This window comes from Brevibacillus schisleri (genome assembly GCF_055685845.1).
Map to the genome: position 1 here is coordinate 6,589,201 of NZ_JBVNDM010000001.1, position 23,363 is coordinate 6,612,563.

Below are 23,363 nucleotides of genomic sequence, written 5' to 3' on the forward strand. Positions count from 1 at the left end.
CCGCAAACGGTACCTGACGAACCCATAAAAACCATTGTCTTATCTCAATTTCTTGCAGGGATGAAGGATTTGGTTTGTTATTACCAGTGAGGAGATTAGCATATAAATTCCGATGTGACCATGGTAGATTCTTACAATATCTCGTATCTAAGGAGAGATGGAGATGAACTCTTTGACCCACCTGACAAACAACATTCCGTGGCAGCGTCTGACGACAGCTTATGGCAGAGGGACGGACATTCCGCAGCTTATAGAGACCGGGAAATATGAGGAGTTGGCCAATCTAATCGAGCACCAAAGCACCTTGTGGCAGACGACACCGTGGGTGCTGCTGATACTCCTGCAGAAGCTTTCCAAACAAAAACCAGAGCAAGTCTCTTTGCAGGAAATTCAGTTGTACATGGCTGTAGCTTCTGCTATCAACGTGGACGAAATGGATTTACAAAATGAGGTTGAGACCATGAACGAGCTATTGGACGAAAAGTACTTATGGCCAGAGGACGAGGAAGACGATGAATTATGCTGGGAAGAAGAGGAGCCACGGGGCTATGAGCAGGAAGCATTCTTCAGCTATTTTTCTTACAGTTATTTGCTGCTAAATGACGCCATTCCCGTTTTCACTGCGATTATGGAAGAGAATGATAAGCTCGCTCCCGCTATTCAAGAGCTGCTGCTTATGCTCCAGTCAGAAGGGGAACGTGCTGTCGAATAGGCATCGGTGTCTCCTATGATAGTCCGTACCCACCCACGTCTCCTTATGACGGGGTGGGTATTCCCAACTGCTGTACGTAATATCGATGGGCAACTTCTGCAATGCGATCCTGGTCTTCCCAGAAGCTCTGATCAAGCTTATCCAGCCGTTCTGCCTCTTCCTCGGTAAGAAACTGTGGAATGTCCCAGAGTTGGGTGAGGCGGTTGTCTTCCGATAAATGCTCGATGCAGGCATATCCGGACTGGACGATTTCGAGTGCATGGACTGCCCCGATGGCTTGTAAAGCCCGTACTGCGTAGATATATGCCTCTTCTCCCCAGTTGCAAAAAAACTGCAAAAACCCGCCGTTATATACATCAGCTTCCAACAACCATAAGGCGGCAATCTCTTGTTCCTGTGAGGTCAGTGTGTTCCAACCCGAAGCATTCTTTTTCTGCACAAAGGCAGCGGCAAAATCGAACCATACGTCATGGATATCCAACTTGCTCAAAATGTACGCCCCCTAAATGTTTAATCCCTTCAAGATTAGATGTGCACAAATCACACGAAATAAATTAATCTTATATGAATACATAATGATTTGGTAGATGGTGGTAGATTCGCGTGGCTGGGATCTAAGAAAAAGAATCGTTTAGGAGGTTTGCAATGGATCAGGTACTCATCGAACAATTGAATTGCTGGCATGAAGAAGACGAACACCAGCAAATTGTGGACTTGCTGCTAACCGTTCCTGAGGAGGAGCGAGAGTATGAGGCGGTCAGCCGACTGGGAAGAGCTTATAACAACTTGGGTCTGTATGAAGAAGCGCTCAACCAATTAAAGAAAATTGCTGAAGCAGGTCAACAAGACCCAGTCTGGCACTTTCGGGTAGGCTATGCCCTCTATCATTTGAAAAGATATGAAGAGGCGGCACAGTCATTCCGTACCTCAGACAAATTAGAAACCGGCAATCAGAATACTGAATCATGGTTAAAGTGGAGCTTGCAAAAAGCGGAAAAGCAGCAAAGACAGGAGCTTCGGATGGCAGCCAAAAGGGTAGCGGCTGTTGAGGGTTCAGCATCGGAGGAAGTCCCTTTTTCAAACATGTCACTTGAAGACTTTTGGGAGGACAGCGAGTACGCGAAAAAGGCATATCAATCCACGCCACCCACGGATGAACTGATCGCATCGATTGAGGAAGAGCTGGGATACAAGCTACCTGCCTCCTATCTTGCACTAATGAAGCAACAGAATGGCGGCGTTCCGAAGAACACGTGCTTTCCAACAGAAGACCCTACCTCCTGGGCTGAGGATCATATTGCCATCACGGGTATTCTGGGCATTGGTCGAGAGAAAAGCTATTCGCTCTGTGGGGATCTTGGCAGTCGATTTATGATTGAGGAATGGGGATATCCCGACATTGGAGTCGTCATCTGCGATTGTCCTTCAGCAGGTCATGACGTAGTGATGCTGGATTACCGGGCATGCGGGAGAGATGGTGAACCCGAAGTCATCCACGTCGATCAGGAAAGCGATTATGAAATTACGTTCTTGGCTGAAAATTTCGAGGCGTTTATCAGAGGCTTGGTGAGCGAAGAAGAATATGATACCTCCGAGGAGGACAAGGAAGCGGCGCTTTATAAAGTAGCCCACGGGAAATTCTCTTCTTTGCTGGAGGAGCTGTGCACGCAAGTATCGGAAGTGGAACAAATCGATCAGAAAATACGCAGCATTTGTACACGAATTGTAGAGGAAAAAGGCTTTTTCTCTTTTCATGCGGATGAACTCTCGTATCTGATGTACGATGTGCAGTTTTGGCTTTACACGAAGTCATATCCCGATACCACTCGCGAACAGTACCTGGCTGTCTATGAGAAAATGATCGCCTTTGGCGGAGAATTCGGGCAAGGCGGGTACGCCCCAGGATGGATCAGCGAATGGCTGGATCGTCGCAAGGAGGAAGGTCGGATCGTCCAGGAAAATGGACACATCCGGTTTACAGATCAGTTCGCAGCAGAAGTGATTCAACAGCTTCGAGAAGCCTAAAAAGCATGCAAGCAACAAAGAGCCCACGTCGTCGCGGGCTCTTCTTTTATTCCATTGACTGCTAGGCCGTACTACTCATGAAAATCGAGTCCCGATCTAACTTCTTTCACATACCCTGCCCGAATGACGAAATCTCCGAAGTGTTCACCTTCCTCACGTTCCTTCGCATACCGATTTAAAATTGGCCGCAGTTCATTCAGTATTTCTGCTTCTCCGATGTTTTCACGATACAGCTTGTTCAATCGATTGCCGGAGAAACCGCCGCCCAAATACATGTTGTATTTACCGACAGCCTTCCCAATAAAAGAGATTTCTGCGAGTGCAGGTCTTGCGCATCCATTTGGGCACCCTGTCATACGAATGACGATCACCTCATCGCGCAAACCCGCCTCATCCAAGATCAGCTCGATCCCATCCAGCAGTGTAGGCAAATAACGTTCTGCTTCAGCCATCGCGAGTCCGCAAGTCGGCAACGAAACACAAGCCATGGAGTTTCTCCGCAACGCAGAATAGGAAGCTCCATCGGTCAGCCCATATGCTTGAATGATCTGTTCAATTTCCGGCTTCTTTTCACTGGTGACATTCCCGATGAGCAGATTTTGATTCGGCGTCAGGCGGAAGTCCCCTGTATGCACCTTGGCAATCTCTCGCAAGCCGGACTTCAGGAGGTAGTTGTCCTCGTCTTTTACACGGCCATTCTGAATGAAAAGGGTAAAATGCCAGTTATCGTCGCTCCCTTTTACCCAACCGTAGCGATCGCCATTATGCTCGAAGTGATAAGAACGTACCTGCTCCAACTCCCAGCCCAGTCGCTGCTCCAGTTCATGGATAAACCATTCAATACCGCGGTCGTCGATCGTATATTTGAAACGAGCATGCTTCCGGACCGCACGATCTCCATAGTCTCTCTGGATCATAACCGTTTTCTCGGCGACTTCCAGTACTTGTTCCGGTGTAACGAAGCCGATCACTCTCGCCACCTGCGGATACGTCTTCGGATCACCGTGGGTCATTCCCATTCCACCCCCGACCGCTACGTTGAAGCCCAGCAGTCGACCTTCCTCATGAATGGCGATAAAGCCCAAATCCTGCGAAAAAACATCAACATCGTTGGCAGGCGGCACGGCGATGCCGATTTTAAACTTGCGCGGCAAATAGACAGGCCCATAGATCGGTTCTTGCTCTACCCCATCCCGACTGTCGACGACCTTTTCTTCATCCAGCCAGATTTCATGATAGGCGCGGGTACGGGGGTCCAGATGATTGCTTATTTTTTTGGCCCATTCGTACACCTCTTGATGAACTTCCGACTCGTACGGATTCGGATTGCACATGACGTTGCGGTTGACGTCCCCACAAGCAGCTAGTGTACTTAGCAAGGCTTCGTTTACTTCTTGAATCACCTGCTTCATATTCCACTTAATCACGCCATGTAGCTGAAAAGACTGACGAGTCGTCAGGCGAATCGTTCCATTCGCAAACTGCTGGGCGATATCGTCCATCATCAGCCATTGCTCTGGTGTGACAACGCCACCAGCGGCACGTACGCGCACCATGAATTGATAGGCCGGCTCCAGCTTCTGTTTACTCCGTTCATTGCGAAGATCCCGATCATCCTGCATGTAGCTGCCATGAAATTTCATCAGGCGGTTATCATCCTCAGGAATGGACCCCGAAATCCTGTCTTCCAGCGTTTCCGCCAGGCTTCCCCGCAAATAATCGCTTTTGCGTTTAATATCCTCTACGTCGCTGTGAGGAGCACTGTTTGGCGAAAGCAAATGATTTTCTGACATGGTTCCTATCTCCCCTCTCATTCTTTCTCGAAAATCAGTAGACATCTCGCTGATAGCGTTTTTCCTGCTGCATCCGTTTCAAGTACGCAACGGCCTCCTCTGAATCAAGTCCACCCTCTTGTTGGAGAACGGTGACCAGAGCTGCGTGAACGTCATGCGCCATCCTTTTCTCATCTCCGCATACGTATACGTGCGCCCCATCCTGTAGCCATTGATAAAGCTCCTTACTCTTCTCAAGCATCCGGTGCTGAACATACACTTTTTCGCTCGTATCTCGGGAGAACGCGACATCCATATGCGTCAGTACGCCCTGTTTGAGCCAGCGCTGCCATTCGAGCTGATAGAGAAAATCTGTGGAGAAATGCTGGTCGCCAAAGAAAAGCCATGTCTTGCCCGTCGCCCCAAGCTCCTCCCGTTCTCCCAAAAACGCACGGAATGGAGCGCCACCCGTTCCGGGACCAATCATGATCAGCGGGGTGTCCGGGTTGGCTGGAAGCTTAAAGTTGGGGTTATGCTGCACAAATACTGGCAGCGTATCCCCCGCCTCCAAACGATCCGCGATATAACTCGAACAAACGCCGTACCGATCTCGACCATGAGCCTGATAGCGAACATTGCGAATTGTCAGATGAACTTCGTCTGGGTAGGACTTTAAACTGCTTGAGATCGAATAGAGACGCGGAGGCAGTTTTCTAAGGATGGAGACAAATTCTTTGGAAGACACGCCCTTCAAATCGTAGTCCTCCACCAGGTCTAGTAAATCCCGATTTCGAACATAATCCCGAAGCTTTTGCTCCTGTCCTTCCGCAAGCAGTTCCCGCAACCCGTTTCCTGATGATAGCTTTACGGCTTGTTCCAAGAGAGGCTTAGTGAGAACCGTGATTTCAAAATGACTGGACAAGGCCTCTTCCAACGTGCGCTCTTCCCCGCTTTTATGAATGGGAACGAGTTCTTCCGGCTTCCAGCCCATCGCGTCGATCAGCTCACGGACAAGGTCAGGATGATTTTTAGGATAGATCCCCAAACAGTCACCCGGTTCATACTCGAGACTGGAACCCTCAAGGGAGATTTCCAGGTGGCGAGTTTCCTTATCTGATCCCCGTCCGTTCAGATTCAAGTTCTCCAAGACCACAGCCTGAAAGGGATTCGACCGTGAATATTCGGTCTGTGACGCTGACCCGATCACTGCGCCGCCCACGATTGCGCTTGCCGCAGCAGCCTGGGTTGCCGAAGTTTCACTGAGAGAAGCCAGGACCTGATTCATCCATTCGGAGGCATGCTCGTCGTAATCCACATCGCAATCAACCCGGGGAGTAAGACGCTTGCCGCCTAGCTCTTCCAACCGCTTGTCGAACTCCTTGCCAGTTTGGCAGAACCATTCATAAGAGGTATCGCCCAATGCCAGCACGGAAAAACGCAGGCCCTCCAATTGCGGTGCTCTTTTGCTGTGTAAGAATTCATGGAAGGAAATGGCATTGTCCGGTGGTTCACCATCCCCGTGTGTGCTTACCACAACAAGCAGGTTTTCAACCTTTTTCAACGCATTCGTCTTGAAGTCGCTCATAGAGGAAAGTGTTACGTGGAAGCCGTGCTCCTGAAGCTTTCCGGTCAGCACCTTGGCAAGCTTTTGGCTGTTCCCGGACTGAGACCCGAAAAGCACTGTCACCTCTTTGGAAATGACTGGCCCATTCACAGCTGAAGTGGCTGGAAACCCAGCGGCTATCGGTACCTCCACTTTGTGAAGAGCTGCAAGATATCCGCTCAGCCAAACCTTTTGCACCTCCGAAAGCGTGGGCAGCAACTGATTTAGGAGCTCTACTTGTTCCTGACTAAAAGGACTGTCTGTCACCTTAAGTACCAACGATATGCACCTCACACGAGAAAAAGTTAATTCCGAGTAATCTTATATGATTATTTACTTTAAGCTACCACAGTGAGTAGAACCCGAGCAATTGGAATTCGTTATTGTCATCATAAGTTTTACTAATCGTTGGAAAACAACAAAGAACCCCGATCCTACGATAAGGAATCGGGGTATTTTTCACTCAAATTCTTGCTATTCAACTTGTTGCGTACATGAAAAGTTACCTTTGTCCCTGTACCTTGCTTACTTTCGATATGAAGCCCTGTTCCAAAGTGCCGTTTTAACCGCTGATCAGTATTGATCAACCCGACTCCTGACCTGCTATCTGCTTTTCTTTCTAACAGTCGTTGTATTTGATCTTCGTCCATTCCGATCCCATCGTCTTCAACGGTTATTTCCACATGCGTTTCCTGAATAGAAATCCGAATCGTAATTTCCCCCCCACGAATGCGGTTCATCACACCATGTTTGATCGCATTTTCAACGAGAGGCTGGATCGTAAGAAAGGGGATTTTTACATCCTCACAGTCATCTATCTCCCAAACAACTTGCAGTCTTTCTTCAAACCGAACCTTTTCAATATACAAGTAAGAGCGCACCAGACTTAGCTCCGTTTCGATCGGAACAAGTCCGTCCATATCTTCAAATTTGAATTTATTCCTCAAAAAATTGCTAAACTCGTAAAGCAAATCGCGCATCTTATCCAAATTAATGTCACTTAAAGCTGTTACCGCGCTCAACGCATTAAATAAAAAATGGGGCTGGATTTGCGCTTGCAGCCATGCAGCTTCTAATCGCAGTTGTTCCCGGACGGATTGTTTAATCGTAGTGAGTGCCTCGATCCGCGATTTTATTTCCATTCCCTCGATTGGTTTGGTCACGTAATCGTTTGCTCCCGCTAAAAAACCACTTTGGATATCTTTTGGTTGGCTTCTTGCGGTAAGGAGCAAAACAGGGAGCTCTGTGAGTGTAAACCGCTCGCGGATCATTCTTGTCAGCTCATAACCGGACATCTGCGGCATCATAATATCGGAAATGACCAGATCCCATTCCCCTGTACCCAATATGGCTAATGCTTCCTTCCCACTGGTCACCATTGTTACCTCATATTCGTCTGGAGGTAGTATGGCTTCCAGCACCTGAAGGTTAACAGGGTCATCATCCACAATTAACAGGCGCGGACGATCGCGATTTACTTCCAATAAAGTTGTTGGTTTCGTAGCCCAAGAGCTCTCCGCTTTTTCCTGAATCGCCATAGGTTGTACGACTGACGGTTCGAATGATTGAGAAACAGCTACCTCTTCCTCCGCTTCCATATGTGCCAGCTGTAACGAAAAGGTAAATGTCGAGCCTTCCCCTAAAACGGAGGACACCTCCAACGTACCTCCATGGAGCTCAACCAGCTGCTTGCTTATACTCAGACCCAACCCAAAGCCACCTTCAATCATGGTCTCGCTCGTGCTGGCTTGCTCATACGGGTGGAACAGGCGCTTTTTCATGTCCTCGTCCATTCCGATTCCTGTATCATGAATCTCAATAAAAGCTCTTCCGTCCTTGGCAAACGCTTGAATGGAAACGATCCCTTCATTCGTATATTTCACAGCATTGTGAAGTAAATTGAAAACGATTTGAATCACCCGATTCTCATCTGCGTGTACGGGAGGAAAATCTTCTGGGATTTGATTTACGATTTTTACAGACTTCACATCTGCGTTAAATTGCAGCATATCAAGTACCCCGGTCACGATGGGCTGAATCCATATGGCTTTTTTCTGTAAGCGAGGGTTGCCTTCCTGTAAACTCATCACATCAATCAAATCATTTAATATCAAGGTCAGCCGTCTTCCTACAGATAAAACCGTTTCAAGCTCTTTGATACTCCTTTCCTGCAACAAATGACGCTCCCTATTTAAAACGGATTGTGACATGTTCAGAATGCTATGTAGTGGATTTTTAAATTCATGTGAAGTGTTGGCCAGAAATTGATCCTTATGGTCATTCATTCTTTGCAAGGTTGCAGCAATTTCTTTTGTGTTGGCATGCATGATGAAATAACCCTTAAACCATACAGTGGCTAAACACCCCATTGAAATAATCAGATCAAATGGATAGTAGACAAGACTCATGCCGCTTTCCCGCCAGATTAACGACCAAATAAAATGGTGAAGCAACGCAAGAAATGAAAAAAGCAGTAAAAGATTGCCCTTGATGTCTTTGATCAATTTCCTAAGGATGGTTATCAATGTGATCACTGCAGCAATACCGGCCACCAGAAAATAAACTGGAAATAACATCGTCACCTGATCAGGGTCTAAAAACAACGTAATGCCAGCAATCCCAAAATTCATCACTCTGTATACAGGATACACTCTGCTCCAATAAGGAAGTTCGCGATGATTCATACACTCCAACAAAGCATAGGCCCCAATGACGAGGGCGAAATTCGTTAATCGAAAATCCCACTCAATGCCGATGTAAAATAATTGGTGGAACAGCTTCTCATCATTACTTAGCACGCTAGTAAGCGCTATACAAAATGTCAGCAAAGAAAAATACAGCAGATTCTTTTTCTTATCTCCCAGTAAAAATAAAATAAACGCATAAGCAGAATGTATGAGAAATATCATGGCTGCCAGAAGCTGCGTAGAAACGGAGACTTTTATTTCCTTTGCAATGGCTTCTTCTGAACCAAATTTAATGGATCGAACAATGCCGCTGCTTCGACCATCCACATAATTTGCCGCCTGAATGACGATGTCGATTACGCCGTTTTCGTCTGCCGTAAAGGTTGAAGAATAAGGCAGATTCTTCGCAATATATTCATCCTCCGACTCCCCCACCTGCCCGGATTTCGCAAGCAAACGGCCGTTTACGTATAATTCCGATGCCGTGCGCACGCTGGGTACACGAATGCTATAATTCAGGTCCTTTTCTGGATCCACAAACAGACGCAAGCGATAAGAAGCAAATCCATAGGGAGTTGACTTGTCTTTATGCAAAGTTTCATTCCATCTTCCCGGAACCTGAATAAGCGTTGGCCCCTTCTCGTTTACACCTTGTTGCCGTCTGCCATCCATCAGCCATTGAGAGGGATAAAACTCCCACTCTCCATCTAGCAAGAGAGTGTCGCCACCTTCTGCATTCCAATCACGCAAATCGAATTGTCCATTCTTAATGTCCGCTTGTTGATCACGAAAGGATTCCATCCACAAAATGCGCGCACCTGATAGGATGATGAGTAATAAACCGAGTAATAGTAGGATTTGGCTCTTTTTTATTTGGTATTTGGGTGAATGATTTGCCAAGAAGTATTCCTCTCCTAATCAGTTTCTTCTCTGACATTCAAATAGAATCTTTCCATAATTTAGCATATAGATTATGACAGAGAAATACAGTTGCCATAGAAAAAGCTACGTTTATCTGAAAGACAACGTAGCTTATCAATAGAGTTATCACTCTATGTAGTAGCTATCAGGAATTCTTCTCCGCTTGGCAGCGAAAGACCATCAGTCCGGCCGGTAAAGTAGCGCTGGTTAAGTTCTGCCGAGGATACATGCTGGACTTTTCGGAAACCAGCTTCGCGGGCCAGTGACAGCATCTCCGGCGGTGTGAAAAAGCTGATGAAAGGCGTCCCGCTTGACCGCGCTCCCTTTTCTGCCTCTTCAACTTCGGGACGTTTCTTCGTTTCTGTAAAGGTAAAGGGGAGCAAAAACGTCATAGCCAGCGTGGAGCCTGGAGCAAGCGTCGCTACTTGGCGCAGCGTAGCCATAATCGCATCTTTGGTAAGGTACTGGGTAACGCCAGTGGATGCTACCACCGCTGGTCGGCTAGCATCAAAGCCGGAGTCCTTTAGTTGCTCCCACCAGGACCAGCCTGCCTCGAAGTCAACGGGTACGAGTCGTAACCATTCGGGGATGCCAAAGCCCAGCTCGTTCAAGCGTTGCTTCTTCCAACCCTGCGTGTCTGGCTGATCGACCTCGAAAATCCGCATCTGAGAGGCGATTTCCGGTCGGCGCTGAGCAAAGGTGTCGAGGCCAGCGCCGAGGATAACGTACTGGGTGACGCCTTGTCCGAGCTGTTCGGTGACCAAATCCTCAATAAAGCGAGCACGAGCCACAATAGATGCTCGAAATCCGCTGGTGCTCTTTGGGTCCATGTCGGGACGTTGGCGCCAGTCGTCTTCCGGGGCCACCAGTCGCAGACCGATCTCGTCTTCTAGCACATGCGGTGGAGAATCGATCTGTGCGTGCAATGCCCGCCACAACGCGACCCGCACCGCCGTGTGGTCCGGCACCGTAGTTTGCTTATCATGCATGGCTGCTCTCTCTCCTATCAATTCGTTTCCTTCTCGTTTTCGATACAAAATGACTTCATTTTAATATGCTCCACTTCCAGACCGCTCTCCTCCCAAGACTTAGCTTCATGAACGTATCGACAAAAATGTAAAAAGGAGTACGCCACAGCATGCTCCTTTTGTTGATTTCCTTATCATTTTGCTCTCTTCTTCCCCACAGGAATACTCTGGGCAAAACGAAACACATTATGCGGATCGTACTTTCGTTTCACCTGCTTCAATCTGGCAAAGTTCACACCATAATACGCCTCAGGCCAGTTCTTGATCTGCAAATCAGGGAAGTTCACATAATCTCCTACGACAAAGGGACGTAGCGCTCTACGGAACCTTTTCACCCATTGGATACTCCGCTGCTGCTCGCTGTCGTTCCTCCATCGCGCCGACAGCTCATAGATCGTCTCTGCCTTCCGATGAGGATAGGCCGTTGCTATCGGGGATATCCGGCTCACCGCGCTCCCTGCACCACCCAAGCTTTGACTCCACACGGTAGAATGCCTATTGGGCGCCTTCGACAGGAATTTGCGGATGATCCGTACTCCTTGGCGAGGCAAAGGTTTAAAACCAAAAGCCCCGGTTATTTTAAACTTCGGCTCCAGATTCAGATCCGCTGCGGCAAAAAATCTGGTTGCTTCGATGAAAGGCACTGTCCGCACCATCACCTTCACTGGAGTTCCCGCTTGTAGCAAAGGCCTGATCAATCGCCGCAGCTCCTTTGCACCACCCAGCAATTGCCCGGTAGACACGATGGTTCCCACTTGCTTAGCAGCTACCTCGATGGTTGAGGTTAGGCGGTTTGTGACAGACGGGGCCCAGCGTTGCCAAGTCGGGAATACCTTTTCCAGATCGCTCCATTTCCAGGTAATGCTGTAGATGGAGACATCCTGGAGAGGGTGAACCCGAAACGTAAAGTCTGTCGCAATACCAAAGTTCCCTCCACCACCACCTTGTGATGCCCAGAGCAGATTGGAATGCTTCTTCTTATTTGCGACGATCGTCTTCGCCCCACGACGTCCCGATGCTACCACCATCTTCACCTGTTTCAGGTTATCGCAGGTAAGGCCATATTTGCGCGACAAAAGTCCAATCCCACCGCCCGTGGTAAGGCCCGCAACGCCCACGTCGGGCGCAGTCCCAGCCGGGAGTGCCACGCGCTCATTCCACAGCTTCCTGTACACCCGGGCAAGCGGATTTCCTGACTGTACGTGGGCCACCATTTTCTTGCGATCCACCTTTACCTTATTCATCTCGCTCACATCAATGATAATTCCGCCATTTACAGCTGAAAAAGCCTCATAGCTGTGCCGCCCGCGCTTGCAGCCGTACGCCCCGCTCACGAGCCCATTTGACTGCGTTGATCACATCCTGCGTTCGTCTGCAAAAAACGATGACCCGTGGAAACTTGGAAAAGCGCCTGTTGAACTCCATTCTGGCCGCATTGTAAGACCGGTCACCCGGCAACACGATCCTTCCGGTCAATCGGGTACCTGCTTTTTTCCGTTTTTGTGCCATCGAATGTTCACCAACCTCGTCCATGGAGTAAGCTTTTCTCATCTGCTTATTCCTATGTGGGGACATTAGACCTGGTAACGCCACATGCCTTGTAGAGGGGGCGGGTACAAAATAACGGCTTAAGCCGAACGGTTCGGTGCCGAGGCACTGTGAAACGTCAGCCTTTTTGATTTTTTTGCCTTCCTAATTTGAAACGCCCTGATCCGCTTGATCCAGCTTCCTGGAACACTGTACAAAAGAAGATTGTTCAATCTCTTCGGGATGAGAATCCCAGCCATTACAACTGGAGAGTACATTTTTGGCCATCTTGCAATCCAGTCTCTATTAAATAGCGTTGCTTCATGCTAAACGAGACTCGCCTATTAGATCTTTTAACTGTTCATCAGTCCCCGTGTTCTCGATTGGTGTATATACCCTCATCACGAAGTCACCACTTTCGGGCACGGCAAAAGAATGGTAACGAAAACTCAACAGGCCAGCTTTAGGATGATGTATCACTTTTTCCCCTTTCGAAGTCCCGGATACATCATGTCTTCGCCACCACACTCTAAACTCCTCACTCTGTTCACACAATTTATCAACTAATTCCCGATACCACGAATCATTCATGTACAAGGCGTATCGACTTCTAAAATGAGCCAGCAGCATCGTGGCGACGTTTTCCCAATTCACAATGCGAGCCTCGGTATCCTTCATCATGAAGACTCTCCAAAGTATATTTCTCTCGATCTCTGCTATCTGATGAAAGTCTCCGCAAAGCGTACTTGTCATTTTGTTCCATGCCGTTACGTTCCAGTGTCTATCGATGACATAGGCAGGGTAGCTCCCCATCCTGTCGAGAATTTGTTGCATGGCTGGAGAATTTGATTCGTCTACGGTGACGTATGGAACTACAGAACTATTTGCCAATACAAACAAATGATTGCGCTCGTCATGGCTGAGTTGGAGTGTCCGCACCAAGCTCTCCAGCACTTGTTCCGACACCTGAATATCCCTCCCCTGCTCCAGTGCCGTGTACCATGGCAAAGAAATCCCTGACAGAGTCGCCACTTCTTCCCGCCTTAGACCAGGCGTACGACGACGTGCAGTTTCAACAGGTAATCCCGCCTCTTGCGGGGAAAGGCGGGAACGACGGGTCCGGAGAAAATCAGCTAGCTCCCTTCGTCTTCTTTCATTATTCATACGATCATACACCTCTATATCCTACTAGGATTTATACTACTTTTCCGAATCGTACTGTAAATACAGAGCTGTTTGTCAGTTTATGCAGCTGATTATAATCGACTCATCACCTACAGAGAAGGAGGACGATCTTATGGGAAATCTTGAACTTTGCAGTAGTTTGAAAGGCAAGCGTGTTATCCTGCTCGGAGGAACTTCTGGAATGGGATTTGCGACAGCGGAAGCCGCTGCGCGGGAAGGGGCATATGTTGTTGTAGTATCCAGTCGAAAAGAGAGAGTGGACGATGCTGTTTCGCGTCTCCCCAAAGGTACGGAAGGATATGTGGTTGATCTATCAAATGAGGAGCAGATTCGCGTATTTTTCAGCCGTATTGGTGAATTCGATCACTTGGTCTTCACCGCTGGAGAGCCATTTCAGCCCGAAAATCTCAACACGGTTGACATGGACAAGGCACGCCAATTCTTTACCATCAGGTACTGGGGTGCAGTTATGGCAGCGAAATATGGCTCAGAGAAAATCAGGCAGAATGGTTCCATGATTTTTGTTTCCGGCACCGCTTCAGTTCGGCCTCCAAAAGGATTGACGATCGCAGCCAGCATTTGTGGGGCTATCGAGTCTCTGACAAGGGCGCTAGCCGTCGAACTGAGTCCACTTCGTGTCAACGCCATACGTTTCGGATTCATGCGTACTGAGTTATGGGACAATATTCCTGAGAAAGAACGAAACACCATGTACGAGACTGTCGGAAAATCCCTCCCCGTTGGCCGAGTGGGCGAACCCGAGGACGCGGCAGAAGCGTTTCTCTATTTAATGCGTGAGAAATACTCCACCGGTCAGGTCATCATCGTAGATGGCGGTTCTTCGCTGGTATGACAACGAATCCAATCATCTTTCATCGACGAAATGCCCTCATAATCGAGGGCATTTTCCATGTCGGTCATCCCCCCTTATGATATGGCTCACTAGGTTGTCTGTAACAACAGCACTTGAAAAAAAAGAGTCTCCGGTTTGGGGCTGTTGACAAATTGCCGTAGAGATAGGGGTTTCTGGGAATCGTGTAGAAATCATTTCTATACGGTTCTTTTTATTTTGGAGGGCTATCTCATGATGGGAATCGATGGAGACAAACAGCACCAGTTTATGTTCTTAAATTTGGATGATCTTGTACCCGAGAATCATTTTTTACGTGTTGTTCGTAATAAGATTGATTTTTCTTTTATCTATGAGAAAGTGCAACACTTATACTCGCCTGTAGGTCGTCGCTCAGTTGATCCAGTTTTGTTAATGAAAATGATCCTTATCGGGTATCTTTATGGCATCCCTTCCGAAAGGAAGTTGGAACAAGAAATCCAAGTGAATTTGGCCTATCGATGGTTTTTAGGATTGGACTTAACTGACACTGTTCCCGATCATTCCACACTGAGCCAGAACCGCCGTCGTAGATTTAAAGAAAGTCATATTTTTCAGGAGATCTTCGATCACATCGTCTCGGAATGTATTCGAACTGGTTTAGTTACTGGGGAAATAATTGTTGTTGATTCTACTCACATCAAAGCGAATGCATCGATTAATAGGTCAGAAAAAGTTTTAGTGGAGAAAAAGCCTACTGAGTACCTTGAAGAGCTAGAAAAGGAAGCACGGAGAATTAAAAAAGACAGAGATAACGATCCCACTAGGAAAAAACGAGGAAGAAAACCTAAAACCTCTCCTCCTGAGAAGGAAGTAAAACAGAGCACAACAGACCCGGAGTCAGGTTTATTGAACCGTCCTAATAAACCCAAGGGATTTCACTATTTAGCGCATACCAGTGTGGACGTTAAGCATGGAATCATAACTGATATACACGTTACGGCTGCTAATGTGAATGACCACGAACCATTTATAAAGCGATTACAGATACAAAAAGAGAAATTTGGTTTACATATTGGCAAAGTAGGCGCAGATAAAGGGTATGATCGCTCTGGAGTACACCATGAATTAGAAAATTTAAAGATAACCGGTTATATCTCTCCGATAAAAGGTGTTATTGATCAGACCGAAAGGTCAGTACAATTTACATTTGATGAAATGAACGATGCCTATTATTGCTCGAATGGCAAGGCACTTCAATTTACTCATGTTAAGTGGCACAGTTGGAAACAAAGTTATAGCAAAATTTATGCTGCCCAAACAAAGGACTGTAAGTCCTGTGAGTTACGCCAACAATGTTTTGGACAAACCGCATCTCGCAAAACAATAGAAAGACCATTATTCCAAGAGGCTAAAGAACGCAACCAAGCAAGGAAGCAAAGCCAAGAGTACAGTGTTATCCAAAGGCAAAGAAGAATATGGTGCGAGGGTACCTTCGGTACAATGAAAAGGCAGCATAACTTAAAAGAAACATACAAAAGAGGCATTCGAAATGTATCCGAACACTGCCTCTTTTCTGCAATGGCAATTAACATTAAACGAATGATAAAAGCAAACTAATCACAGGTTACGAAACAAAACAATCCGACGACGTATAAGTGAAAAAACGGCAAAAGGGTTAGGGCATTGGGTCCCTAACCCTTTTTGTCAACAGCCCCGTTTGGAGACCTCTTTTCGCTTCCCATACTTTTCTCGGGTCCAATTATTCGCTTCTCAAAATGTGCTCGATTCGCTTTTCTGGCACGACCCAAATCGCGGCAACGAGTACGTAAAAGAAGCCGGATACCCATGGACCCACATACGCGGTCAATATCGCGAGCAAATAGAGAACGGGAGATATTTTCACCTTCCAGTCTCTGCCCATTGACTTTACGAATGCAGAATCTCCAGAATGCTGGCTAATGATTGCGAGCTGAAGCATTCTGTAAGAAATCGCTGCAAGCAGAAGGATAATCCCGTACAATGCCATCGGAGTGGGCGCAAACGAGCTTTCCCCCATCCACGCGGTCGTGAACGGAATAAGGGATAGCCAGAAGAGTAATTTCAAATTCAGCCACATGAGCCGCCCGTTCATTGTGCGAACCATGTGCAGCAGATGATGATGGTTGTTCCAGTAGATGCCGACATAAACAAAACTGAAGATATAACTAAGAACTTTTGGGCCTAGTTCGATTAACGAATGCCAGTCGTGGCCTTCTGGTACTTTGAATTCTAGTACCATAATCGTAATGATAATTGCCAGCACGCCATCGCTAAACGCTTCCATCCGGTTTGCTCTCATTTGGTGATCACCTATTTCCCGCTTCACGCGCTGAATTGATCGAGTAGATATCCATAGTTTATTCTAACTTTTCTTCATACTGTCAAGCACAACCTTTCCCTCATTCGGGATCGTTTTAATAGACCTTATGGCGATTTATTTATTCTGGGAACCAGAACATTTACAAATTATGCACCTCTTTTGCCAAAATATATCTATTGATGTAAGATTGTAGAATAAACGTATAAGTGAGAAATTTGTCGATGGAGGTAATAGAATGTCATTTTCTGGCACATTTACGAATTGGCTTAAAAACACACAAGCATCCTTGCGAGACCAGGTAAAGAAGTTTCAGAATCGTGACTTCATGGATGCAGTCGTTGCCGGATGCGCATTGGTTGCCGCCGCTGATGGACACATTGAATCCTCTGAAAAGCAAAAGATGGCTTCTTATATCAATCGAAGTGAAGAATTGAAAGTTTTTGATATGAACGATGTAATTAGCCGATTCAACCATTTTGTCAGTGGATTTGAATTTGACCACGGCGTCGGGAAGATGGAAGCACTCAAGGCAATCGGCAAATTAAAAAATAACCCAGAAGCAGCGCGAATTCTTATCGGCGTCTGTTGCGCAATCGGTGCCGCTGACGGTGATTTTGATGAAAAAGAGAAAATAATCGTTCGGGAAATCTGCCAAACCGTTAATTTGAATCCAGCTGATTTCCAGTTGTAACAAGCGAGATTGCCTCGGGCCAAGGGGGCAGTCTTGTTTTTTATCAATGGCGAGTTGGGATGAAGAGGGGAGCCGTTTCTTTTATGAGGCATTTTGATTACTTGCTCGAGAACGAAAAAGAAGAATTATTCAGTGTACACCCCCTTCCGATCAATCGAAACACCGAGAAGGAAGTGCTAGCCCACGCGTTGGGAGCTACACTCTACATGCCCGCCATACGAACCACCATCTCTCATGATGTAATGACACAAAAGCACGAGGGCTTGGTCTCCATGGTCATCTGCCTGGAAGACGCTATCGGCGATCATGAGGTTACCGAGGCAGAGCAATCGCTGATTCGGCAGGTCCGTGATATTTCCAGCCGTCTACGAAACGGCTTGATCCAGCAGGACGATATACCGATCATGTTCGTGCGTGTCCGGGATGTCCACCAAATGAACCGGCTTGTGGAAGAACTGCAAGAGGATTTGATCAGCCTGACTGGGTTTGTGTTCCCGAAGTTTACAAGCCGCAACGCTGAGGAGTATCTGGAAGCGCTGCAATCGTGCAACCGATACGTTCCTTTCCCTGTGTACGGCATGCCGATTCTGGAGTCCGCCGACATTATTTACAGAGAATCCCGAACAGCCGAGCTGCTGTCGATCAAAAAAACTTTGGACAAATACCGACACCTCGTCCTGAACGTGCGCATGGGAGCAACCGATTTTTCCAGCCTGTTCGGATTGCGCCGCGGACCGGATGTGTCTATTTATGAGATTTCCACGATTCGCGATTGCATTGGCGACATTGTGAACATGTTTACACGACAGGGCAGTGAATACGTCGTATCTGGTCCGGTCTGGGAGTATTTCGGCAACGGCGAAAGGTTGCTAAAACCACAGCTCCGCCAGTCTCCGTTTGAACAAAAGCTGGGCGGCGCATCAGGGCGCAGACTTCGCCAGCAATTGTTGAATCAATGGCAAGATGGGCTGATCAAAGAAGTATTGCTGGACAAGGAAAACGGCCTGACTGGCAAAACGATCATCCACCCAAGCCATATCAAAATTGTCCACTCACTTTCCGTGATTACACGCGAAGAGTACGAGGACGCCAGGGTAATCCTGCAAAGCCAAACAAACGGGGTAACGAAAAGTCACTACGCTAACAAGATGAACGAAATCAAGCCACATACGAGCTGGGCGAAAAAAATAATGATCAAATCAAAAGTGTACGGGGTGTTCCATGAGCATAACAACTTTATCAACCTGCTCGCTCGAACAGCAAATATCCAGTTTCAATATTCTCGGTGATTTGAATATCACCATCCACGTTCGACAAAATCCGTACCAGCTTCCACTGGAAGCGCTATTCCAAATGGCTGCCCGAATCAATAAGAAACGGAGCTTCCTGTTTGTCAGCAAGGTTCTGGGAAAGCATTTGCCCGTGCGGCCGTCAGCGTCTGTGCTAAGCGGTATGGCATTGGCGGCACGTCTCCTTGAAGAGTTTTATTCTCATGAAGTCAGTGATCTTCCGGAGATCGTGCAAGGTATCATTCAGCAGGAGAAGAGCGAAGAGATTCTTCACAAACTGCTACAACATCCCCTCGAATTACCCGAGCCCTTGTTGTTCATCGGATTTGCCGAGACTGCCACTGCGCTTGGACACAGCATGTTCAGCGCTTTTGGCAGCAAGGCAGAATACATCCATACAACAAGAGAGCTGATCAAAGAGATTCCGTCCACGATTGATTTTGAAGAAGAGCATTCTCACGCAGTAGCCCATCACTTTTATCCATTGGATAAAAACTTCCTACATTCTTCGTGTCCTATCGTATTAGTAGATGATGAGATTACAACAGGCAAAACAGCGCTTAACATCATTCGCGAGATTCAGCAGCATTTTCCGAGAAAGCAATACATCGTTGCTTCCTTATTGGATTGGCGCTCGCCTGACGATCACCGCAAGTTTCTGGAGCTTGAAGCCGAGCTGGGTATCGAGATCACAGCCATCTCGCTGATTAAGGGAGAGATTGAGGTGAACGGCGTTCTTGGCGAACAGCAGGCTGAGTCGACGAAGCCTGCCTTTGTCCAACCAGAAGCTGAGCCGACTGTCATCACGCTGGAGACCGCTTCGCTAACCAAACTGTCCTTTTCTTCCATCGATCAAACAGGCTTTGTGAATACCTTGCCGTATTTGCAACAGACTGGACGCTTTGGCATGACTTCCGAGCAGCAGCGTCAATTGCATGACACGCTTCGCGAGCTGGGCCAGTTTTTGCAGCAATATCGTAAGGGTACGACCTTGTGTATGGGAACAGGCGAGTTTATGTACGTGCCGATGATGATCGCCGCTTCTATGGGCGATGGGGTTTGGTATCAATCAACGACGAGAAGCCCGATTCATCCGGCAACAAAGGAAACATATGCCGTTCAAAATGCATTTGCGTACGAAAGTCCGGATGATCCTACTGTTCGCAACTTTATGTACAATATCCCGGAGCAGCGGTATGACGAGCTGTTCCTGTTCCTTGAACGCGGGACAAGCGTGGAGCGGCTGAATAGTCTTTATGCGGCCTTGGCCCAACTGCCGATTCCGAACAAGTATCTCGTAATGTTTCGCTAACTGCAGAGAGGGGTAAACCGAATGGAGCAAGGCTCATTATACACAGCAGAACTCATGCAGCCGATTAAAATGGGGAGCTACCCTGCAGAGGATGTTACATTCCTGTTGAAAGAAATCAGCGGATTGATGGAAGAAACCAACACGGAGGACCGGGAAGAATTGATTCAGGCGGGGACACATTACTCCGAGATGCTGCCTGTTGAGTATCGGCCCTCCGCCGAGTACATCTCATTGTTTCATCAGGCCTTGCAGACGACAGCACGAAAAGTGGCGCTGGCATCAGGAGTAGTGGCTGAATCCATCCTTGCACGCAAAGGCAAGGAGATTGTGCTTGCCTCGCTTGCAAGAGCAGGAACGCCGATCGGTGTTTTGATCCGCCGCTATTTGAGACAAATTCACCAGCTGGATACGCCGCATTACAGCATCTCGATCATTCGCGGCAAAGGTATTGACGAGAATGCGTTGCGCTATATTCTCGAGCATCATCCAGGCAAAGGAATTCAGTTCGTAGATGGTTGGACAGGCAAGGGCGCTATTACATCGGTCTTGCACGAGTCTATCTCCCGCTTTAACCAGAAATTCCATACGCGGCTTGATGCCGATTTGGCTGTTCTCGCTGACCCAGGGTATTGCGTGCAGACGTTTGGCACTCGCGAAGATTTTTTGATCCCGAGCGCTTGCCTGAACTCAACCGTTTCCGGTTTGATCAGTCGTACCGTGCACCGTGACGACCTCATTGCAGCTGGTGAGTTTCACGGAGCCAAATTTTATCGGGAATGGGCTGACGAAGATGTTTCCAACCTGTTCGTCAATACGATTTCTGCGCATTTTGCGGATATTTCCGACGAAGCAAAGGCAAAAGCAGCTGAATTGATCAGCCACGAGGACGACCACGTGCCGACCTGGAAGGGAATGCGCGATATTGGGCGGATTCAACAAGAGCTGCAAATTGATGATGTGAATCTAATTAAACCGGGAGTTGGCGAAACGACACGCGTGCTTTTACGCAGAGTCCCATGGAAAATTCTTGTCGATTCAGTCGAAAACCCTAACCTTGCTCATATCATCATGCTCGCCAAGGATCGTGGTGTATTCGTGGAGGAACGTTCCGATATGAGTTATTCCTGCTGCGGTATTATCCGAACGATGGGAGGGGAAAAACAATGATTTTTGCAAGTGACCTGGACCAAACCCTCCTATACGGGAAACGATTTCTCACGGACGAAATGCAGTCGTTTCAGGTAGTCGAAGTGCTTGAAGGCGAACCAATCTCGCACATGTCTGACCGGGCAATCCAACTTCTTCATGAAGTTCATCAACAGTCTCTATTTATACCCGTGACAACAAGAACGATTGAACAGTATCAGCGAATTTTGATTTTCCAGAATGAGCTTTTACCTCGCTATGCAATTACCAGCAACGGCGGCAATGTAATCCGTGACGGACGAATAGACGAGCAGTGGAGTCGTCAGGTACATAGCCGAATGGTCAACGAATGCGCGCCGTTTCCCGACATGCTGGCCGGCTTCGCCCAGATCAGCAATGACAGTTGGGTGATTCGGGAGAGAATGGCAGAGGATCTGTTCTTCTACAGCATCATTGATCGAGAAAAAATGCCTGTCGACGAGCTGCGCGACTTCGAGCGTTGGGTGGCGCAACAAAACTGGAGCATGTCCATTCAGGGCCGAAAGCTCTACCTCGTGCCCCAGGCGGTCAACAAGCGCGATGCGACCTTGTACGTGTGCGAGCTGGAACAGGATGAGCAGCTGATCGCAGCTGGCGATTCGCTACTGGACCTTCCTCTGCTGGAAGCAGCGCAACTGGCGATCGTTCCGCCGCATGGGGAGATTTATCAGATTCGTAACCACGGTGGCGCTGTGGGCAACTTCCACTTTACGCAGGCGTCGGGAATCAGCGCTGCAGAAGAGATTTTGCAAACCGTTCTGTCATGGTATCACCAACTGGTCAAAGCAACATAAAACAAGTCGTAAACCCGCTGCGCTTTGATCCTGAATAATGAAAAAACGCCATCGCTCGAAAAAGACACAAAATGGATGTAATTTGTTGTTTTTTGCAAAAAAATGTAGATTTTATTGGATAGCAATGGAATAATCGAATTGTAATCTGCAAAATACTGGGGTATAGCCCGGACAGAGTAGGAGGGTGACATGTCAGTTATCAGTTTGCAAAAAGGGCAAAAAATTGACCTGACCAAAGGAAATGCCGGCTTGAGCAAAGTGCTGGTTGGACTTGGCTGGGACCCGGTAAAAAAATCCGGCGGACTACTTGGTGGACTGTTTGGTGGTGGACAAGCCAACATCGATTGCGATGCGTCCGTAATCATGCTGAACGAAAATGGAAAATTTACAAAAGAAACAAATCTCGTCTATTTCGGAAATAAGCGAAGCGGTTGCGGAAGCGTCAATCACTCGGGGGACAATCTTACCGGTGAAGGGGAAGGCGACGATGAGCAGATATCTGTCGAGCTTTCACGTGTCCCTTCCGATGTTCACAAGCTGATTTTCGTGGTCAATATCTACGATTGTGTCAGTCGTCGTCAGGATTTCGGAATGATTGGCAACGCATATATCCGCATTATGAATCCATCTTCTCGTCAGGAACTGTGCAAATTCAATCTGACGGAGAATTACTCAGGGAAAACCTCACTAATCGTGGGTGAACTGTATCGCCACTCAGGTGAATGGAAGTTTGCTGCTATTGGTGAAGGAACAACCGATACGTCGATTTCCCAGCTGGTCAGACGCTACACGTAGCATCTATCAGATTATGCTTATTACAATAAAGAATTCAAATTTTAGGAGGAATAACAAATGGCAGTATCTTTGCAAAAAGGACAAAAGGTTGATTTGACAAAAACGAACCCTGGCTTGACCCAAATCAAGGTAGGTCTTGGCTGGGATACCAACAAGTATGATGGCGGCGGCGAATTCGACCTGGATGTGTCCGTATTCCTGCTGAACGACCAAGGCAAAGTGGAAGACGACAAGCATTTCGTATTTTTCAACAATCCATCCAGCCCTGACGGCTCCGTTGTTCACTCCGGTGACAACCGCACTGGTGATGGCGACGGTGATGACGAAGTGATCGAAATCGACTTGTCCAAAGTTTCCGCGAATATCCAAAAGGTTGCTTTCACTATCACGATTTACGATGCGGCTACCCGCAACCAAAACTTTGGTCAAGTTTCCAATGCGTATGCGCGTGTACTGAGCGCAAACAGTGGCGAAGAACTCATTCGCTACGACCTTGGAGAAGATTTCTCCATTGAAACCGCTGTTGTAGTTGGCGAACTGTATCGTCACGGCAGTGAGTGGAAATTCAGCGCAATCGGCTCAGGCTACAGAGACGGTCTTGCTGGTCTGGCGCGTGATTTTGGTGTTAACATCGGCTAATTAACCA

18 protein-coding genes and 1 pseudogene are annotated in these 23,363 nt (G+C 47.6%); 11 read left to right on the top strand and 8 right to left on the bottom strand.

Annotation, left to right across the window (positions count from 1 at the left end; all coding sequences use genetic code 11):
* Nucleotides 1–163: 163 nt before the first annotated feature.
* Entirely contained in the window at nucleotides 164–712 is a 549-nt protein-coding gene (locus ACUUHJ_RS31070; RefSeq protein WP_472300977.1) for a hypothetical protein, read from the top strand.
* 43 nt (nucleotides 713–755) lie between these two features.
* Here ACUUHJ_RS31070 and ACUUHJ_RS31075 read toward each other — a convergent pair whose 3' ends face one another.
* Nucleotides 756–1,202: a DMP19 family protein gene (locus tag ACUUHJ_RS31075; RefSeq protein WP_472300978.1), complete on the bottom strand. Its 447-nt coding sequence runs from the start codon at nucleotides 1,200–1,202 to the stop codon at nucleotides 756–758.
* 155 nt (nucleotides 1,203–1,357) lie between these two features.
* Here ACUUHJ_RS31075 and ACUUHJ_RS31080 point away from each other — a divergent pair, with 155 nt between their 5' ends.
* Nucleotides 1,358–2,737, top strand: a complete 1,380-nt coding sequence (locus ACUUHJ_RS31080; RefSeq protein ID WP_472300979.1) for an SMI1/KNR4 family protein — start codon at nucleotides 1,358–1,360, stop codon at nucleotides 2,735–2,737.
* A 71-nt stretch (nucleotides 2,738–2,808) separates the two neighbouring features.
* Here the strand turns inward: ACUUHJ_RS31080 and cysI are convergent, their stop codons facing one another.
* From cysI to ACUUHJ_RS31110, 6 genes and pseudogenes are all read right to left on the bottom strand, one after another.
* Nucleotides 2,809–4,530, bottom strand: coding sequence for an assimilatory sulfite reductase (NADPH) hemoprotein subunit (gene cysI / locus ACUUHJ_RS31085; protein WP_472300980.1), 1,722 nt, complete (start codon nucleotides 4,528–4,530; stop codon nucleotides 2,809–2,811).
* Between the two features lie 34 nt (nucleotides 4,531–4,564).
* On the bottom strand, nucleotides 4,565–6,391 hold the full coding sequence (locus ACUUHJ_RS31090; RefSeq protein ID WP_472300981.1) for an assimilatory sulfite reductase (NADPH) flavoprotein subunit: 1,827 nt from the start codon (nucleotides 6,389–6,391) through the stop codon (nucleotides 4,565–4,567).
* Between the two features lie 155 nt (nucleotides 6,392–6,546).
* Nucleotides 6,547–9,699 (bottom strand): hybrid sensor histidine kinase/response regulator, encoded by a 3,153-nt coding sequence (locus ACUUHJ_RS31095; protein ID WP_289675302.1) that lies wholly within the window; start codon nucleotides 9,697–9,699, stop codon nucleotides 6,547–6,549.
* Nucleotides 9,700–9,851: 152 nt separating this feature from the next.
* Complete coding sequence (locus ACUUHJ_RS31100) at nucleotides 9,852–10,730, bottom strand: class I SAM-dependent methyltransferase (RefSeq protein ID WP_472300983.1); 879 nt, start codon at nucleotides 10,728–10,730, stop codon at nucleotides 9,852–9,854.
* 152 nt (nucleotides 10,731–10,882) lie between these two features.
* A pseudogene (locus tag ACUUHJ_RS31105) lies at nucleotides 10,883–12,257 on the bottom strand (FAD-binding oxidoreductase).
* Between the two features lie 339 nt (nucleotides 12,258–12,596).
* A complete protein-coding gene (locus ACUUHJ_RS31110; protein WP_472300984.1) occupies nucleotides 12,597–13,439 on the bottom strand; it encodes a helix-turn-helix transcriptional regulator in 843 nt (280 codons plus the stop codon).
* Between the two features lie 133 nt (nucleotides 13,440–13,572).
* On the opposite strand from ACUUHJ_RS31110, the gene ACUUHJ_RS31115 reads away from it, so the two are divergent.
* Nucleotides 13,573–14,313, top strand: a complete 741-nt coding sequence (locus tag ACUUHJ_RS31115) for an SDR family oxidoreductase (protein ID WP_472300985.1) — start codon at nucleotides 13,573–13,575, stop codon at nucleotides 14,311–14,313.
* A gap of 231 nt (nucleotides 14,314–14,544) precedes the next feature.
* Nucleotides 14,545–15,909: an IS1182 family transposase gene (locus ACUUHJ_RS31120; RefSeq protein WP_472298067.1), complete on the top strand. Its 1,365-nt coding sequence runs from the start codon at nucleotides 14,545–14,547 to the stop codon at nucleotides 15,907–15,909.
* 142 nt (nucleotides 15,910–16,051) lie between these two features.
* On the opposite strand, the gene ACUUHJ_RS31125 is transcribed toward ACUUHJ_RS31120, so the two are convergent.
* Nucleotides 16,052–16,630, bottom strand: a complete 579-nt coding sequence (locus ACUUHJ_RS31125) for a TMEM175 family protein (protein WP_289675308.1) — start codon at nucleotides 16,628–16,630, stop codon at nucleotides 16,052–16,054.
* A gap of 256 nt (nucleotides 16,631–16,886) precedes the next feature.
* Here ACUUHJ_RS31125 and ACUUHJ_RS31130 point away from each other — a divergent pair, with 256 nt between their 5' ends.
* From ACUUHJ_RS31130 to ACUUHJ_RS31160, 7 genes are all read left to right on the top strand, one after another.
* Entirely contained in the window at nucleotides 16,887–17,342 is a 456-nt protein-coding gene (locus tag ACUUHJ_RS31130) for a tellurite resistance TerB family protein (RefSeq protein ID WP_015894022.1), read from the top strand.
* Nucleotides 17,343–17,425: 83 nt separating this feature from the next.
* Nucleotides 17,426–18,631: an HpcH/HpaI aldolase/citrate lyase family protein gene (locus ACUUHJ_RS31135; RefSeq protein ID WP_472300987.1), complete on the top strand. Its 1,206-nt coding sequence runs from the start codon at nucleotides 17,426–17,428 to the stop codon at nucleotides 18,629–18,631.
* Nucleotides 18,564–19,943, top strand: a complete 1,380-nt coding sequence (locus tag ACUUHJ_RS31140) for a phosphoribosyltransferase family protein (protein WP_289675313.1) — start codon at nucleotides 18,564–18,566, stop codon at nucleotides 19,941–19,943. The genes ACUUHJ_RS31135 and ACUUHJ_RS31140 overlap by 68 nt, the downstream gene beginning before the upstream one ends.
* 21 nt (nucleotides 19,944–19,964) lie before the next feature.
* Entirely contained in the window at nucleotides 19,965–21,110 is a 1,146-nt protein-coding gene (locus ACUUHJ_RS31145; protein WP_472300989.1) for a cysteine protease StiP family protein, read from the top strand.
* Nucleotides 21,107–21,922 carry an HAD family hydrolase gene (locus tag ACUUHJ_RS31150; RefSeq protein WP_188066543.1) on the top strand — a complete coding sequence of 272 codons (816 nt, stop codon included), beginning with the start codon at nucleotides 21,107–21,109 and terminating at the stop codon, nucleotides 21,920–21,922. The genes ACUUHJ_RS31145 and ACUUHJ_RS31150 overlap by 4 nt, the downstream gene beginning before the upstream one ends.
* Nucleotides 21,923–22,111: 189 nt before the next feature.
* A complete protein-coding gene (locus tag ACUUHJ_RS31155; RefSeq protein WP_015894027.1) occupies nucleotides 22,112–22,717 on the top strand; it encodes a TerD family protein in 606 nt (201 codons plus the stop codon).
* A gap of 57 nt (nucleotides 22,718–22,774) precedes the next feature.
* On the top strand, nucleotides 22,775–23,356 hold the full coding sequence (locus ACUUHJ_RS31160) for a TerD family protein (RefSeq protein WP_289675318.1): 582 nt from the start codon (nucleotides 22,775–22,777) through the stop codon (nucleotides 23,354–23,356).
* The last annotated feature ends 7 nt before the right edge of the window (nucleotides 23,357–23,363 follow it).